Source organism: Paenibacillus sp. Y930 (assembly GCF_056786375.1).
This window is the reverse complement of sequence record NZ_JBXCIX010000002.1, coordinates 203,645-220,841: the sequence shown is the minus strand read 5'-3', so window position 1 is coordinate 220,841 and position 17,197 is coordinate 203,645. Positions and strand designations below refer to the sequence as shown.

The 17,197-nt window shown below is 38.3% G+C and carries 13 protein-coding genes; 1 reads left to right on the top strand and 12 read right to left on the bottom strand.

Features of this window, described 5'->3' with window-relative positions; all coding sequences use genetic code 11:
• Positions 1 to 148: 148 nt before the first annotated feature.
• The 11 genes from AC1TO5_RS06480 to AC1TO5_RS06430 all read right to left on the bottom strand — a co-directional run bounded on the left by AC1TO5_RS06480 (position 149) and on the right by AC1TO5_RS06430 (position 15,821).
• Positions 149 to 1,285 (bottom strand): family 8 glycosyl hydrolase, encoded by a 1,137-nt coding sequence (locus AC1TO5_RS06480; protein ID WP_482061989.1) that lies wholly within the window; start codon positions 1,283 to 1,285, stop codon positions 149 to 151.
• Between the two features lie 118 nt (positions 1,286 to 1,403).
• Positions 1,404 to 2,300, bottom strand: coding sequence for a carbohydrate ABC transporter permease (locus AC1TO5_RS06475; protein WP_482061988.1), 897 nt, complete (start codon positions 2,298 to 2,300; stop codon positions 1,404 to 1,406).
• 16 nt (positions 2,301 to 2,316) lie between these two features.
• Positions 2,317 to 3,177 (bottom strand): ABC transporter permease, encoded by an 861-nt coding sequence (locus AC1TO5_RS06470; RefSeq protein ID WP_482062479.1) that lies wholly within the window; start codon positions 3,175 to 3,177, stop codon positions 2,317 to 2,319.
• A gap of 247 nt (positions 3,178 to 3,424) precedes the next feature.
• Positions 3,425 to 5,143 (bottom strand): extracellular solute-binding protein, encoded by a 1,719-nt coding sequence (locus tag AC1TO5_RS06465; protein ID WP_482061987.1) that lies wholly within the window; start codon positions 5,141 to 5,143, stop codon positions 3,425 to 3,427.
• Positions 5,144 to 5,246: 103 nt separating this feature from the next.
• Positions 5,247 to 7,043 (bottom strand): sensor histidine kinase, encoded by a 1,797-nt coding sequence (locus tag AC1TO5_RS06460; RefSeq protein WP_482061986.1) that lies wholly within the window; start codon positions 7,041 to 7,043, stop codon positions 5,247 to 5,249.
• A 67-nt stretch (positions 7,044 to 7,110) separates the two neighbouring features.
• Positions 7,111 to 8,337 (bottom strand): RNA-guided endonuclease IscB, encoded by a 1,227-nt coding sequence (gene iscB / locus AC1TO5_RS06455; RefSeq protein WP_482061985.1) that lies wholly within the window; start codon positions 8,335 to 8,337, stop codon positions 7,111 to 7,113.
• A 226-nt stretch (positions 8,338 to 8,563) separates the two neighbouring features.
• Positions 8,564 to 10,138, bottom strand: a complete 1,575-nt coding sequence (locus AC1TO5_RS06450; protein ID WP_482061984.1) for a response regulator — start codon at positions 10,136 to 10,138, stop codon at positions 8,564 to 8,566.
• A 152-nt stretch (positions 10,139 to 10,290) separates the two neighbouring features.
• Complete coding sequence (locus AC1TO5_RS06445) at positions 10,291 to 11,376, bottom strand: Gfo/Idh/MocA family protein (protein WP_482061983.1); 1,086 nt, start codon at positions 11,374 to 11,376, stop codon at positions 10,291 to 10,293.
• A gap of 72 nt (positions 11,377 to 11,448) precedes the next feature.
• Positions 11,449 to 12,669, bottom strand: a complete 1,221-nt coding sequence (gene pepT, locus AC1TO5_RS06440) for a peptidase T (RefSeq protein WP_482061982.1) — start codon at positions 12,667 to 12,669, stop codon at positions 11,449 to 11,451.
• Between the two features lie 128 nt (positions 12,670 to 12,797).
• Entirely contained in the window at positions 12,798 to 15,260 is a 2,463-nt protein-coding gene (locus AC1TO5_RS06435; protein WP_482061981.1) for a sensor domain-containing protein, read from the bottom strand.
• A gap of 216 nt (positions 15,261 to 15,476) precedes the next feature.
• Complete coding sequence (locus tag AC1TO5_RS06430; RefSeq protein WP_482061980.1) at positions 15,477 to 15,821, bottom strand: DUF1516 family protein; 345 nt, start codon at positions 15,819 to 15,821, stop codon at positions 15,477 to 15,479.
• A gap of 221 nt (positions 15,822 to 16,042) precedes the next feature.
• Here AC1TO5_RS06430 and AC1TO5_RS06425 point away from each other — a divergent pair, with 221 nt between their 5' ends.
• A complete protein-coding gene (locus AC1TO5_RS06425; protein ID WP_482061979.1) occupies positions 16,043 to 16,336 on the top strand; it encodes a DUF3817 domain-containing protein in 294 nt (97 codons plus the stop codon).
• Between the two features lie 27 nt (positions 16,337 to 16,363).
• Here AC1TO5_RS06425 and AC1TO5_RS06420 read toward each other — a convergent pair whose 3' ends face one another.
• Positions 16,364 to 17,146, bottom strand: a complete 783-nt coding sequence (locus tag AC1TO5_RS06420; protein ID WP_482061978.1) for a Nif3-like dinuclear metal center hexameric protein — start codon at positions 17,144 to 17,146, stop codon at positions 16,364 to 16,366.
• Between the last annotated feature and the right edge of the window lie 51 nt (positions 17,147 to 17,197).

Here is a 17,197-nt window from a genome sequence, read left to right as displayed (position 1 = left end):
CTTAATATGTAACGGCTACTCCAAAGAAATCAGGCGGATCTAAGCAGAAGGTTAAAACTACCTCAACAAACTCAGCACATCACACCGAACATATAAAAAAGCATGCAAGCCCCACAAAAATCGTGAGCCTTACATGCTTCCTTCATACCTACGGCTTCCAGATCCGATAATTGCCACTTAACGCAAGGATTGCAAAAATGTAGATACAGTTATCGTAATAGCGACGATCACCCCTGCGCACTGGGGTATTCCATAGCAGCTCTACTGCCGCCTTCGCATGCTCACCATTGGCGGCAATGGAGGCAACCGCATTGGTAGCAAGTAATCCTACCGGATGCAATGACTTCTCCTCGAAAGCTTCGCCGTCCACAGCGTATCTGCGATAATCATCAGGCGACTTATCAGCGAAAAACGCTTGAATACGATTAGCAATATCGACTTGACGTTCATCTACCCCGTACCATGAATAATCTAATCCAATATTTGCCGCTACTCGGTAGGAATCACTGAAGAAATGACCAAATCCCCGAATATGATTAGGCGTTCCATCATAGAAAGCATATTCGGCTGCTAATCCCGTGACAGGATGCGAGCTAATATGAATATAGTCACGACTAGCTTGTGCCGCTTCTTTCCAGAACACTCGATCTTCTTCATTAGCCCACAATGCAAACAATTCATAGAAATTCGGCAGGTGATATGATGGATCAGAGAATTCTACTTCAGGTACGAACTTAATTAACTTATTCTCTAAATTCCACATCGTAAATCCTGGCTGTTGTTGATGGAGACAAGTATGAAGAATGTTTCTAGCTTGATCACTATAGTTATAAGGAGCTTCACGATTACCCCAGCGATGTGCAGCAAAGAACAATGCCATCGCAAAAAATTCTTCTCCATCGGGAGCAGGTCCTTGTGCGTTACGAATACCCTCAGGCTGACACGACCATGCAAAGTATCCTTGATGCAGTCCCTCCGTCATATACATAAAACTATGCGTCCAATTCCATAATCGATCAAAAATATCTTGTCGATCATATTGCACCGCCATCATCATACCGTACGACATACCTTCAGAACGAACATCATTATTGCCTGTATCTAATAGATAACCTTTATCATCGCCAAGCTCGTAATATATTTTTGTAGCTTCATCATCACCGAACAACGCGTCCCATGTTGATTGGACTCTTTCATTAATTGCTTCTTCGGAATAACCGTACTCAGCAAAAACATTGCGATACTGATTCGTTTCATATGCACCTAATTTATTAACAGTTGTCATCAGCCATCATCCATTTCTACTTTAATGTTGTTTTACTTATTATATAAAACGTTTTCATATAGCGTAACGGAGTAAAGCTTATGTTTTACAGTGAAAAGCTTATTTCTTACTATAAGAGTTAACCTTTTACACCGCCAACCATCATACCTTTAACAAAATACTTCTGTAAGAATGGATAAACCATAATTATAGGTACCGATGCAACAATTGTCATTGTGGCACGAACCGAAGTTGGCGTAACCCTACCTGTGTTATGACCAGCAGCGGTGAAATCTACTGATGTTGAACTCATGGAAGCATTGGAGTTTTGTAATATTTTTTGCAACTCATATTGCAACGTACTTAATTCTACTGTAGAAGAATTATATAAAAACACATCAAACCATGAGTTCCATTGATATACACCACTGAACAGAGCGACCGTTGCTAGTACTGGAACACATAGCGGAAATACGATACTGAAAAAGTTACGGTATTCGCCTGCCCCATCAATTCTTGCAGATTCTAAAATGCTGTCAGGCAATCCTTCTATAAACGATCTAATAATAATGAGATTGAAAACTCCTATAATTCCTGGGAGGATATATACCCAGAATGAATCTAGCAAATTCAAATCTCGAATGAGTAAGAAGTTAGGAATGAGACCTCCATTAATATACATTGTTAAGATGAAGGCTATTGTCACGAATTTGCGTAATACAAATTCTTGTCTACTAATCGCATATGCAACCATTGTCGAGCAAAACACGGTTACCACCGTACCAATAATTGTACGCAATGCTGAGATCAATGTAGCGTTAAAGATAGTATCTTCGGATAATACATGCTTATAGTTCTCAAAAGTAAATATCCGTGGTAATAAGTAAATTCCACCGCGTATGGAATCTTTAGCATCGTTCAGTGAAACCGCCAACGTATTAAGGAATGGGTATAATGTTACGATCATTAACAATGTTAATAATGTATAATTGACATAATCAAAAATTTTATCACTTGTAGAAAAATTTGTCCGCATGATAACCACCTACCTTCTAGTAAAGTCTTGCTTCTCCCAATCTCTTAGCGATATTGTTGGCAATAAACAACAATATGAAGCTCACAATTGTCTTGAACATTCCCGCTGCAATAGATAGAGAGAAATTACCTTGCGAAATACCATATTTCAAGACGAATATGTCTATGTTTTCAGAATAATCGATGTTCATACCATTACCTAATAAATATTGTGGTTCAAATCCTGACTCCATTAAGTAACCAATATTCATAATTAGAAGGACAACAATGACTGATTTAATACCTGGCAGCGTAATATTCCACATTTTTTGAAATCTGCCTGCCCCATCAATTTCAGCTGCTTCATATTGTGAAGGATCGACCATTGTCATTGCTGCCAAATAGACAATCGTATTCCAACCTACATCCTTCCACACAGTTGCTGAGCCGAATATACCCCAGAAATATTCCCCAATACCAAGGAAAAGAATATCTTCCTTTATCAATCCGAATCTCATTAAGAGATCATTAATAATTCCATCTGGTGATAGCGTTGTTTGCACAATACCAGCTGCGACTACCCATGATATAAAGTGAGGCAAATAGCTGATCGTCTGCACAAGACGCTTGAAAGCCATAATTCTTACCTCATTGAGTAATAATGCCAATACAATAGCCGTTACAAATCCTAATATTAGATTAATCCCACTCATTGCTAATGTGTTACGTAATACTCGCAAGAAACGCTCGTCTTCAAATAAAAATTTGAAATGTTGTAGCCCTACCCACTCTTGCTCTCCAAAACTATTGGCAGGTTTGAAATCTTGAAATGCTATCGTCCAACCCCAAACGGGTAAATATTTAAATATAAATAACCATATTAAAAATGGTATCGTCATTACTAATAAGGCATGCTGTTGAATACACTTTTTCAAAAACAGTTGAATGGCCCCTATTGGTTTTGGACGGCTCTCTACTATTTCTAGTTTACTCATTTCCGTCACTCCTCACTATGATTGCTCAGGTTGAAAGAAGGGACCGTTGCGATGATGGATTTCCTCATCGCATGGTCCCACACTTCACTTGCTAAAGGTAGTACAAAAAGCGAACTTTGATAACGACGATTATACTAACGTAGACTACTAACTAGTTTCCATCAACAATCTTCTTCACTTCAGTAGTTACAAAGTTCTCATAGCCTGCAGTATCAAGCTTATTGAATTCTGCAGTAAACTCATCCCAGTTACTATCGAATTTGCTAGGAGGGTCAAGCACTAATTTCGGGAAATATTTTTGAGTTAATTCAGTTTTCTTCGTCTCATAAATTTGCTCAGCTGATCCTTGCTCTTTCGGAATACCCCAAGCAGGGAACCACGGACGTTCATCTGGAGCAGCAAACAGATCTGCATAAGTTTGAATACCATAAGCATTTAGAATTGTTTTATCCGCTTCTGTCATATCCATCTGGAATACTTCTGGTTGGTATCCAGGGGCATACGCATTGCCATTAGCAAGTGTAGAGTTAGTTCCGTATTGTGGCCAGTTCCAATCAAAGTATTTGAAACCAAATGTTTCACGGAACGGTTCATCTATTTTCTTAACTTGTTCTGCTGTGCGGTAGAAGCGACCCTCTTCGTTGATTTCATATGTTTCGCCTTCAACACCCCAGCTTTTCATTATCTGATTATCTTCTTTTAGTAAGTTATCAATAAATTGAATAATACGTTCTGGATCTTGTGCACTAACTGTAATACCCATACCACGGTTTTTAACGAAACCAGGAGGATCTAGATATTGATCCTTTTGTCCGTCAAATGTAACAGGTAGTGGGAAGTATACTAGATCATCTTGCGTCGGATCAGCTTTTGCCGCATCTTTCAATACGTTTTGGGCATTACCGATTTGCCAACCATAATCAAAGAATCCAAGTACTTTACCAGAAGATAATTTAGCTAAATATTGATCAAAGTTATCAATGAATGAAGCTTTATCGAATAAGCCTTCAGCGTTCAGTTCATTCAATATTTTCATATAACGTTTTGTATCATCATTATTTGAATAAACCTTCGCTTCAAATGTCGACATATCAACTGTTACTTCACCATCATTCGGATAACCTGCTAGATGCATTGGAGGGTTAGATGTTGCAAAGAATCTCCAATCATGAGTTAGTGCAATAAATCCTGTTAAATCTTCGCTCTCATGTTTTTTCTCATAATCACGAATTAATTGGAAGTACTGATCAATAGTCTTAATTTCCGGATAGCCAGCTTCTTTCAACACGCCTCGTTGAACCCAGAAAGCACCTTGGTTAATGTTAGGGTCTGGTACAAATTCACCAACAACATTAGAGAACGGTAAGAACATTATTTTCCCATCCGCATCCTTCATTAGATCCAAGTAAGGTCCATACACACGTTCAATATTAGGCCCATGGTTTGCGATAAGATCCGTTAAGTCGATAAAACCACCTGCAGCTAACACTTCGTCAATCGCTGCATCAGGAATTAAGACATCAGGATATTTTCTAGAAGCATTCATCGTACCAATCTTAGTGTTCAAATCTCCCACTAGATTTTCAATTTTGAAGTTTACTCCTGTTTGATCTTCTAGTATTTTACCAATCCTAGTTTCATTTGTATTAATATCTTTAGCTGCGCCTGCACCATTGAAGTATGTGAAAGTTACCTTCTCTAATGCTGGTTCTTCCTTATCATTTCCTTCTGTACCTTTCGAGCCGTTATTAGTTGGGTTAGTCGTGTTATTCCCCTTTTCTCCACCACTTTTACTTCCACATCCTGTTACTACTAACATGATTGCTAATAACAATACTGTAGCAATTCGTAATGATGATCTCTTTTTCATATTTATTCAGCCCCTTCGAATATTTTGTAAGCACTTTCATTATAGCTTGCTAAGGATGCTGAAATCAGTGTAGTAACTATAGATTCTAATATAGAAATTTTAGTTATTTATACTCTGCCGGTACAATAATATGAATAGATGTTCCTATACCATTGGAACTACTAATCTCAAAATGAAATTGTTTACCGTAAATGAGCTTTAAGCGATAGAGTACATTTTGTACCCCTATCCGTTCACCGAGATCAGCATTTTCCGTTAAATAGGAATAGATTTTCAATCGTTGCTCGTCCGACATCCCAGCTCCATTATCATCAACCCGGAAATGTAGTTCCTCATTCAATACTTCGATGGTAATATTAACGACTCCGCCTTGTCTTACTTTTTCAATACCATGAATACACGCATTCTCTACAAATGGTAAGTATATTAGTTTGGGAACAACACATTTTTCCGCAACAGGATCAACGTTTACATGGTAGGCTAATCGATCAGCGAAACGATAATGTTGAATTTCAAGGAAGCAGGAAATAAATTCAACCTCTTCTTTCAAGGAAACCTTATCTCTTCTCCATGTTAAAGAACTGCGAAATAGCTTCGCCATATTATGAATGATTTTAGCTGTTTCTATCTCTTTTTTCATAATGCTTCTCATACGGATCGTCTCTAGCGCATTGAATAGAAAGTGAGGATTGATCTGACTTTGCAGTGCATTAAGCTGAGCATACCGTTGCTCTAGCTCCATATCTTTCTCCTTAATATCCGCTACGTAAACATCGTTAATTAGGCTACCAATTTGCAAGGTCATACGATTGAACTCACTCGTTAGTTGTCCGATTTCATCTCGTGATTCACGCTTCGTTATAACATCAAAATGCTGATTTTTGACACGTTTCATATATTTCAGAATAAAGCCGAGACGAGTTGTAATGGAGCGTGAAATAATGATAATAATGATACTAGCTACGATGATATTAATAAGTGCTGTCCAAAGCACAAAGTGACGAGATGTCTGCACTTCCTTCAATATTTCGCTTTTAGGTACTAATGCAACCAAGCGCCAATCCTGCAATGGATCTGCATCATAAATACCATTCTCGAACATATACAAATCATCACTTTTCGCTAGATTTTCTAGCGTATTCCTTTCAGAAACCCAATCGACATCTGGATCGGTCGTAAATTGGATCACCCCTTGAGGATCAACGAGATACGTATGACCAGGTACATTTAGATTCGATAAAATGGCTGCAATAGCATCAGTTTTCAACTCTATTTTCAATACTTTATCCCATGTACTATATGAATCATAATAATCCATTACCCGAAGAATACTGAAGCTATCACTCTTTTCTTCGATTCTTCCGGAGCTGATACTATCCTCTCGCGGCGAACGTACAAACACAGGCTCACTATAAGTACGTCGTTCTAGCGGGCGAAACCAATGCTGTGATCTAACATTATCAGTCAAGTAAGCAACACCGCCCGAGTGCAGTACCATAGGGTTATCCACATAAATTTTAATGTTTTGAACAGAGGTGTAAACAGGCGTATAGCTGTTCAATATTCGACGCAAATAATTATCATAGGCCTCTACGAATTCAGAGGGATTACTATAGTGATCATCTAGCAATGTATACAAATTATAATCGGTATAGAAAATAGACGAGACACTTACTGCCGCTTCAATCTGCATCCAAAATTCATTATGCACCTGCTGCAAGCTTATATTAATATCCCCTATCCTTTGTTCACGTACATTACTGCTCATCGTATTATAGAAAATAATATTCGTTAAAATAATCGGAAAAAATACGCAGCAAAGATAGAGCATAAGGAACTTATTCCGCAATCGCATATCATCTAAGCGCAATCGCAGCTTCGCTTTTTTAATTAGCTTCATGAAAATTTAGGCTGGCGGAAACTCGTGACTTCAGTCGTGAGTTTCCGCCAACCTGCACTTCCCTTCTCTAAGTTATTTGTGCGAGTAGTGTACTGGCCTTCTCTACTACTCGCAGCTTCTTATAACTTGCACTTTTGTGTACGCTTGTCCCCTCTATGGTTCGTAGATCAAAGTAGCCCGTTTGTCGTCGGCCAAACACGATGCACTCGATTCCTTCAAAAAGGACTTTATCAAACAGTTGGAAACCTTTAACGAATCGTTCCGCTTTATTCGCTTTTCGATAACCACCTTTGGCGATGGCCATTTTGTGTAACTGTCGATTGTTTTTGCGCACTTGCTTAAACAAATAGCTATTTTGGGATGGTTTTGCAAGTGGATTGCCACTGATACACCGAGCATCTACGACGTGAGCTTTCTCCAAGTCATGGCGAATACGTGTGTTTTTCGTTTGAAATCCATACGTGTATTGAACGTTTGGATATAACTCTTTCACTTGGCGATGTATAAACCATCGCATCACTGTCATTTGAGAGGCATCACGAAATGAAGTACTTTTACGTGCAAATAGATACTCTTTCCCTTCTTCGTGGATCTTATGATGGCATGTTTCACACAGTGTAAGTAGATTATCTGGACCGTTTCTGCCTGTTTTACGACTTTCGATGTGATGGACATTTAAAATCTTGTCTTTTGTTTTGCCCTTACAGTGCTGGCATAAATGCTGATCACGAAAGAATACATACTCTCGCACATTCCAAAAACCTAGCTGATCTCCTAGTTGATACAAATCCCCCGAAATCGTAGGGTTCTTAATCTTTTGAATGTCAAACTGCGCCACTTCAATCGTCACATTCGTAACAGGGAGAATAGTATGCACTTTGGAGATTATCTTTGTATGCATATCGACTTTGTTTTGAACGGATGGAGCGAGCCACCCTTTATCTTTTTTGCGATTTAAAAATCGCGGTTTACGGTAACGTGTCTTTCTGCTTCGCCTGACACTTCGCAAAGCTCGGCGAACAGCCAGTAGCTCCTGAATATCAGTACGTAGCTGCACTTCGCCCTCAAACAAGACCTGCCCTTCTGTTGTCGCCGATAGTCCGATGTGCTTCGTGCCAGCATCAACACCCAGGGAAACAGATTGATTGTAACCGCTAGAACCGTATTGTAATTGAATGGTAAATGGTGTTCGTTGCACAACTTTTGCTTTTCCTTGTTCCAACAGCTTACGTACTTTTTGTGGTTTACAAGGCATAAGCGGCTGTCCGTGTTTATTTAGTACGTAAACGAGCATATCGTTTACCTCCTTCGAGTTAGGTACTCTTCGCCAATGTTGTAGGTGCTTGCTCAGCATGCAACACTGCTCCTTTCCCTCAGAGCTTTTAATCACATGCGACAGTTGCATAGAACTAGAGTGGCATCCTATGGTGTCATGACACAAACAACGTAGTCAGTAAAGACTTAGGCTAGTCAATTAAGGCTCTTACAAGCCTACGACTTCAGTCGTGGGTTATTGATTATTATTCACCTACAATACTTTGAAACGTTTGGCGATATGCCGTCGGAGATAACTTCTCGATCTTTTCAAACTGCGCTACAAAATACTCTGGATGATTAAAGCCAACCTTCTCCGCTACTTCATAAATACGCAAATCGGTTTGCCGCAATATTTTTTTCGCCTCATTAATTCTAATTTGCAATAAGTAATCGTTGAAATAGAGATCATATGTTTTTTTGAATAATTGACCTAAATAAACGGGATTAACGTAAAACTGTGATGCAATTGTTTTCAAACTTATTTGCTCGGCATAATGGTGATCGATATATTTCTTAATCCGTTGTATACCGCCTTTGGACATTTCTTTACGTTCTTCTGCAATACATAAGCCACATTCTAATAGAAATGTTAATATTAATTGCTTCAACGCGACTAGTTCAATATTATAGTGATCCCAGCTCAATACTGCATGGAGCTTGGAAATGCGTGCTTTGTCTATCTCCATCTCATGCAAAATTTGCAAGCATTCCGCTACTAGCTTATGTAGACTCGCTTTTATCGCTTCAATCGAGCAATACTCAGCACTAAAACTAAAGAATAATAATTGTAATTGTTTCGTAATACGCTGTTCATCGTTTTCTTCCATCTCCAGTAGTAACTGCTTATAATGATCTGCTGACAGCATAATATGTCTAAGCGAGTAACTAGCAAAATCATTGTAATCAAATAACTGTCTTTCATCATAGTACTTGAATTGCTGCGCATATTCAGCTGCTTCGTATGCCTCTTTCAAGAAATAAATTCCGTTATAAGACGTGCTATAGTACAGATGAATGGTTCCTTGTTCAAGCGATGAAAGCTTACGTTGCAATTGCTTCATTAGTGACGACATCGAAGAAAAATCTTTGAGCCAAGAGTGCTTAATAATTAATCCTAATTTTCCTTGCTGTGGATATAAGTATTGCGATTCAAAAAATGGTAGCAGCTCCTTAATCCGTGCGATATACTGCGGTAGCTGATCTATTGGGTACATATCTCGATTTTTGATTACAGGATATTGATTATATTCAACAAATGCAAAATAATATTGCTCCGTTACTTGTAATTTCAGATCCGCATAATACGCAAGTAGCTGAGCCTCCGTGAGCTGTTCCTGCAAAATAGTATGAAGCACTTCTTCATGATGATGCATAAGTGAATGTCTCGATTGTTTCTTTTCATTTTGCAATTTCGCAGCTATATCCATAAGACTATGTTCGAGACTTTGTTCATCAATTGGCTTTAGCAAAAAATCACATACACCGTATTTCACCGCTTGCTGCGCGTACTTAAATTCATCGTATCCGCTTACAATAATGAATTTAGTATTCAGCTTCGCTTCGTGTACGACCTTATGGATCAATTGCAGCCCATCGCATTCAGGCATTCTAATATCTGTAATTACGACATCGGGTTGGTGCTCTACAATATAATGGAATGCGTCCTCACCATTATCCTGTTCTCCTATCACTTCATAACCACAAGACTCCCAATCGATGATTGCTCTTAACCCTTGTCGAAAAAACATTTCATCATCCACTAATAATATCCGATACAAGCGCCTCACCCCCCACTAATAGACTACTATAATGTGGATAAAATTCCAATAAAAAAGAAAAATCGACACTGGCTTTTAAGATCCAGTGTCGATTTTTCAGAGATTTCCCTAAGGTGGACTTTATCATATGTTTACTCTATCTATTAACGATATTAATGATTGCTTTTCATCGCTTCTGGTCTTTCGCAGCTATATTCCACCGAATAATGACGTCCCTCGGCAGATGCAATATGGAAACCATGCATAATTTCTAGCACTTGCAGCGCTAGTTCACCGCTGGCGCGATGTGGGCGATTTTCTTGAATCGCCTTCGCCATATCTAGTAAACCCACTCCACGATCATTACCGCCAAATGGATGTGTTAACTCAACGTCCTCAAACTGCTCGCTACCTGCTCTGCGTAGCTTAACTGGTCCACCAAATGTGTTAGGATCGGGAACGATGATCGATCCTTCGCTACCGTAGATTTCAATATTAGGTAAAGAGCTTCCACCCTTCACATCAAAGCTCGTAACTAATGTCGCCGTTGCTCCGCTTGCAAAATCGATAATGCCATTAATATGTGTTGGCGTTTCTACTCGAATCATCTCGCCATAATTCGGCTCACTCGTAATTTTACGCTGTGGGTAAGAGATTACTGCTGATCCCGTGACACGTGTAATTGGACCGAGTAAAGTAATAAATGCCGATAAGTAATACGGTCCCATATCGAACATCGGACCCGCTCCCTTTGCATACAAAAATGCTGGGTTCGGATGCCAGCTTTCAGGTCCACCCGATAACATAAAGGCATTAGCTGCAATCGGCTGACCAATTGCACCATCGTCAATTAATTTCCGACAAGTTTGGATGCCTGCTCCTAGCACAGTGTCAGGTGCTACACCAACACGAAGTCCAAGCTCCTGAGCTTTAGCAATAATTCGTTGTCCATCTTCAACAGTAACAGCTAGCGGCTTCTCGGAATATACATGCTTTCCTGCATCAAGTGCAGCTAGACTAATACTTGCATGTACTTGTGGAATCGTTAGATTCAATACAATATCAATCGTTGGATCAGCTAACAACTGCTCCGTTGTTAACACTTTTTCAACCTTATATTTATCAGCTTTTGCTTGTGCTAGCTCTCCATTCAAATCTGCTAACGCAACAATTTCAAGCTCTTCATAATGAACACAATTAACTAGATAAGCATCACTTATATTACCGCAACCAATAATCCCCACTCTAATCTTTTGCACGTTAGTTCCCCCCACTAATCTAGACGACATTTAATAAGATTAACTATTCTTAATTCTCATTATACCCATACTCTACTCGCATTTTGCAATTTCAACAATAACTTCTACTGCTTTTTGCATCGTGTCAATCGATACAAATTCATATTTCCCATGGAAATTCTCTCCACCTGCAAAAATGTTCGGTGTCGGTAATCCCATATAAGATAAGCGTGAGCCGTCTGTACCGCCGCGAATCGGTTCCACGATAGGGGTAACGCCAACTCTAATCATCGCTGCATGCGCACGGTCTACAATATCCATACGTGGTTCAATCTGATTACGCATATTATAATAACTATCCGTAACCTCGATTTTCACATTACCTTCGCCAAACTGCTGCTCGATTTGCTTACCAACATTAATGATAAATTGCTTGCGATCCTCGAATGTATCATGATCAAATTCTCTTATGATGTAATGGAGTGTCGTTTCCTCAACACCGCCTTCAATATGAGTAAGATGATAGAAGCCTTCATAACCTTCAGTATGTTCCGGTGTTTCATACTCTGGCATTGCCGCTTGAAAAGCATAGGCAACACGCGTAGCATTAATCATCTTACCTTTTGCGGTTCCTGGATGAACACTACGACCATAGCAGGTTACCGTTGCACTTGCCGCATTAAAGTTCTCATATTGTAGTTCCCCAAGCGGACCGCCGTCCATAGTGTAGGCATATTCTGCACCGAACGCTTCAACATTGAACAAATCTGCACCGCGACCAATTTCTTCATCAGGAGTAAAGCCTACTTTGATCGTACCATGCTTAATTTCTGGATGATCCTGCAAATATGCCATCGCTGTTACAATTTCCGCAATACCTGCTTTATCATCAGCACCAAGCAATGTATTGCCATCTGTTGTAATTAACGTTTGTCCTTTATATTTCAATAGCTCGGGAAATTGCTTTGGAGATAACACAATTTGCTGCGTATCATTCAACACAATATCTGTCCCATCATAATTTTCCACAATTTGCGGATTAACATTGAATCCGGTTAGCTCTGTTGCTGTATCCATATGAGCAATAAATCCAATTGTCGGTGTAGCGACATCTGAATTGGCAGGCAATGTTGCCATCACATATCCGTTGGCATCTACAGTAACATCCGCCATACCAAGTTCCTGCAATTCTTCAGCTAGCTGCTTCGCTAACATTAACTGCCCTCCAGTCGATGGGCAAGTAGAAACATTCGGATCTGCTTGTGTCCCTACCTTCACATATGAGATAAATCGTTTTAGTAATTGTTCCTTCATAGTTAATACTCCTCAAAACTTTATTTTATTGTATATTGTACAACTTCTCTATCCTTTAGTGAAATTTAAAGCTTCTGCTAATTGGTTATATTTTACTACCAACTAACAGAAGCTATTCGTCATTCCCATTAATAAATCGTTATTTCTTTATGAATACTAATATAATCATTCGCATCTTTTTTTTGTAACGGCCTACTATAATAATACCCTTGCGCTTCCTTGCACTTCAATTGCTGCAAAAATTCAACTTGTTCAATAGTCTCTACACCTTCAGCAACAACAGCAATCCCCATATGATTGGCAATATCTATTATCGTACGAATAATAACCCGATTATTGTCATTCAAATTTCTTACAAACGATTGATCAATCTTCAAACGATCAATCGGGAATTGACTAAGATAGCTTAATGAACTGTAACCAGTGCCAAAATCATCTATACTAATATTTACTCCGAGCTGTTTGATTTTATTTAACACCTTAATTGAATTCTGCACATTTTGCGTTATACTTTCCGTAATTTCAAGTTCTAAATATTGCGGTAGGAGACCAACTTCATTCAAGACTGTTGAAATCAATGTAGGGAAATCATTATACATAAACTGCTTTAGGCTAATGTTAACGGCTACAGTAATATCTATAATCCCTTGATCATGCCAACTCTTCATCTGACGACATGCTTCACGCAATACCCATTCACCGATAGGTACAATAAGATTGGTTTCTTCTGCAATATGAATGAATTGATTAGGCATGATCATTCCTCGAACAGGGTGATTCCATCTAATTAAAGCTTCCATACCGATCAGTTCATTACTTCGTAAATTAACTTTTGGCTGATACCATAATTCCAATTCTTCTCTTTCAATTGCCCGTCGTAAATCTCGTTCAAGCTCATGACGACTAGAGATCTTATCATGTAATTGTATGGTGAAAAATTGATAATTGTTTTTCCCTTTTTCTTTTGCCGCATACATCGCAGCGTCCGCATTTTTCAATAACATCTCAATCGTTAGCCCATCCTCAGGGTACATACTAATGCCAATGCTAGGGGAAATAAATACTTCTGTTTCATTAATGATAAATGGTTCTGCCATATCCGTAATAATCTGTGTCGCTAGATTGTCCACCTTTACAAGATCAGCATTATCAAGATAGATCGTGAACTCATCACCACCTTGACGTGATACATATCCAACTCCCGCTAGACTGTCTGATAAGCGCAATGCAACATTTTGAAGCAGCTTATCTCCAGCTGAGTGCCCCATCGTATCATTAACCGTTTTGAATCGATCCAAATCCATAAACAGTACAGCAACTTTACTACCCCGTTCTTGAGCGTTAAATATAACATCCGCAAGCGCCCTATTGAATGATGTTCGATTCGGGAGATTCGTTAATGAATCATAATGAGCCATCACATGAATCGTTGCTTCAGCTTCCTTGCGCTCTGTAATATCAATCATCGAGCCGACGACTTCGATCACAATCCCATCCTCTATTACAGGAGATAACGAGATATAATAGTAGCGCTTAGCATATCGCATCTCGAATTGATGACTTTTCCCGTGAAAAGCTTCTTCGAAATAATTCTCTATATGATGAAATTGTTCTTGCCAAACTTCCTTAATCCACATATTTTCTACTTGTTCCGTTGTAATGCCAAGTTGTTCAGCAATTCTACCTTCACTTAATGTGAACACAATTCTTTGCTTTTGATCACGCTTTAATTTGAAAATACAATTTTGCAAATTTTTAATAGTACGCCTGAAATCATATTGCAATACTTCGGCAAGTTCAGTTTCTGCAATCACTCGGTCTGAGATATCAGAACGGATGGAGACATATTGATATGGTTTTCCTTGATCATCGAGAAAAGGTACGATCGTAGTATTCATCCAATAGGTACTGCCATCCTTCGCTCGATTTTTCAGTTCTCCACGCCATACTTTTCCTTCCTTAATTGTATTCCACATTTTTGCAAAAAAATGTTTTGGGTGATGTTTAGAGTTAATTAATCTATGCGTCTTCCCTAACAATTCATATTTACTATATTGGGAAACACGACAGAACATATCATTAACATATGTAATAACACCACTACTATCTGTAACAGCAATAATAGATGCTGAGTCAAATGCATTCTTCAAATCTATTAAATTTCTTAATTGTTTATCGTAATCCGCTTGATCATTGAACAAATCAGTACGATCCTGTCCCATAATGACATAGGCTGATTGTACATCTTCTTGATCTTCAAGTTCTGTATTCTCTTCAACAGCAATCGTTACTTGAGCTTTTGCTAATCGCTTTTCCGAGTGTGAGTAAATAAGATATCCATTCCAGTGACCTACTTCATTAACTGTATTCCATACGTCGCTCCAAGCTTGTTGGTGCTTGAGTCGTATGTCAAACACTTTAAATATATGTCCGATTTCTCTCTCTATTGTGTCCATACCATATGTCGCAATAAACTGCTGAAACAACTCATTTCTACTAATAAATTCATAGCTAGCATTTAATTGAGCAATCATAAAGTGTTTATTCCAAACATTTGAGGATATTTGTTTTTGCAATGTAGCAATCTCCATACCCAACAACTCCATTCCAGCAATATCCGATTAATTTATATATAAGTTAATTATCCCCATTTTTCATAACACTTCTGTAAATATTATCATTTTACTGGAAACTTCTCAATTGTAACTAATAACAAACTTAACCTATCGTAACGACAAAAAAGCTAGAAAAATTTGCTATTATAGCAATATTTTTCTAGCTCAATTACGATTATCGTATTCATATTATTAGAACGCGATAACGCCATATCCAATTAATACAACAACTACTAGTAGCACTGCAAATATAATCCAAAACGGCAATGTGCTTTTACCTTTTCTTTGACGAACTAAGATCATTTCCATCATACCAATAAGTATAATCGCTAATACGATTTTCAAGTCGAATACACGAGAATATCCACCTTGGAAGAACATATAGCCACCACTAAAAATCTGAATTAGATAGAATAGTCGTAAAATCATATGTGTTACTTTTTTCACTTTTTCTTTTTTCACAAAATAACTGACCAAGAACAATATAATCATAATTAGCCAAGCTGCAGAATGCGTATGCGACATTCCAGTAAACATGTAATTACCTCCTTCATTCATTTCAATATGGTATGTATGGACTTATTTCTTCTACATTAGAATTATACCAGTTTCGTAATAGGAAGCAAATCATAGTTGTTATCATCTATGACCTTTTTTCATTATCTTATCGAAAAATAATAATATTGTCACAGCTTGCCTAGCTTCTCTAAGCAATCTGTCGCTATACTACAATTATAGAACATATTAAAGGAGATCTTATGCTAAAAACACCTATAGGTAAATTAAGATTAGCTGGACTGCTTGACGGTCTATCACTTATCATTCTTGTTTGTATTGGTATGCCTCTGAAATACTGGATGGATATTCCGGAAGTTGTTAGTATTGTCGGTAGAATTCATGGAGGTATCGTTGTCGTGTATGGTGCTAGCATTATTTATGCAACGATAAAGACACGTTGGAACTTCATATGGACAGTACTTTGTTTCGCAGTAGCATTTATACCATTTGGTAATTTTTTCTTAGATCGCAAGCTTGAAAAGTTAGACAAATAATATCAATACATGAGTATCGTATTGTCGCTACACATATTGAATAGCCGCCTCCTGGTCAATATGTGTAATTGACAATTGTGGTAACTGATGTCGTAATTGACGCGCCAAAAACCTCATCCCCGCTTCCTCACTCTTCTGATGACCTACAATAAGCATAGCAATATCTTTCCCTAGTGCATTAGCATCTCTTATATACTCTGGAGTTTCCCATTCCAATCCTTCACCAGCGATAATTAATTGTACGTTCCCTTGCTCATATGCAGGAATACAGTTGTCACCATTCCCACGGAACCCTAGACGTAGCCATACGTTTGAACATAACTGATCTTGATGACCTATAAGCTGGATATGGTCTATTGCCAGACGGTTTTTCAAGTGCCTAGCAATTTGTCCCACCGATTGTTGTGGTAAATGTAATAAATCTGCTTGCTCTTGCGCTGCGTAAGAAGACCATTCCAATACGTCAAGAAACCCAGCCGAAATCATATCAGGGACGTAGCGATGTGCATAATCATGGAAACGAATAACTTGTATATTATGTTTGCGTAGAAGTTCAAGCTTCTGCTCGATTACTTTACTATCACCGAATTGAGCATAATTATCATGATGTTGATAGTAAATCGATTCGTGTGAAATAATGACATTTATCCCTTTATCAATAGCCTTTTCAATAACTTCATAACTACATATAAATGTAGTCCCAATCGCTCTAACTTCTTCATTGCCATCGCCAATGATAATTCCATCAACAGTATGAGCTAACTTGCCTACAGGAGCTATTAATAACTCCATTAACTCTTTAACTAACATGCTGTCTTACCTCCTATATTGCATAACATTGTGTTTTGTGTTCCATCTACT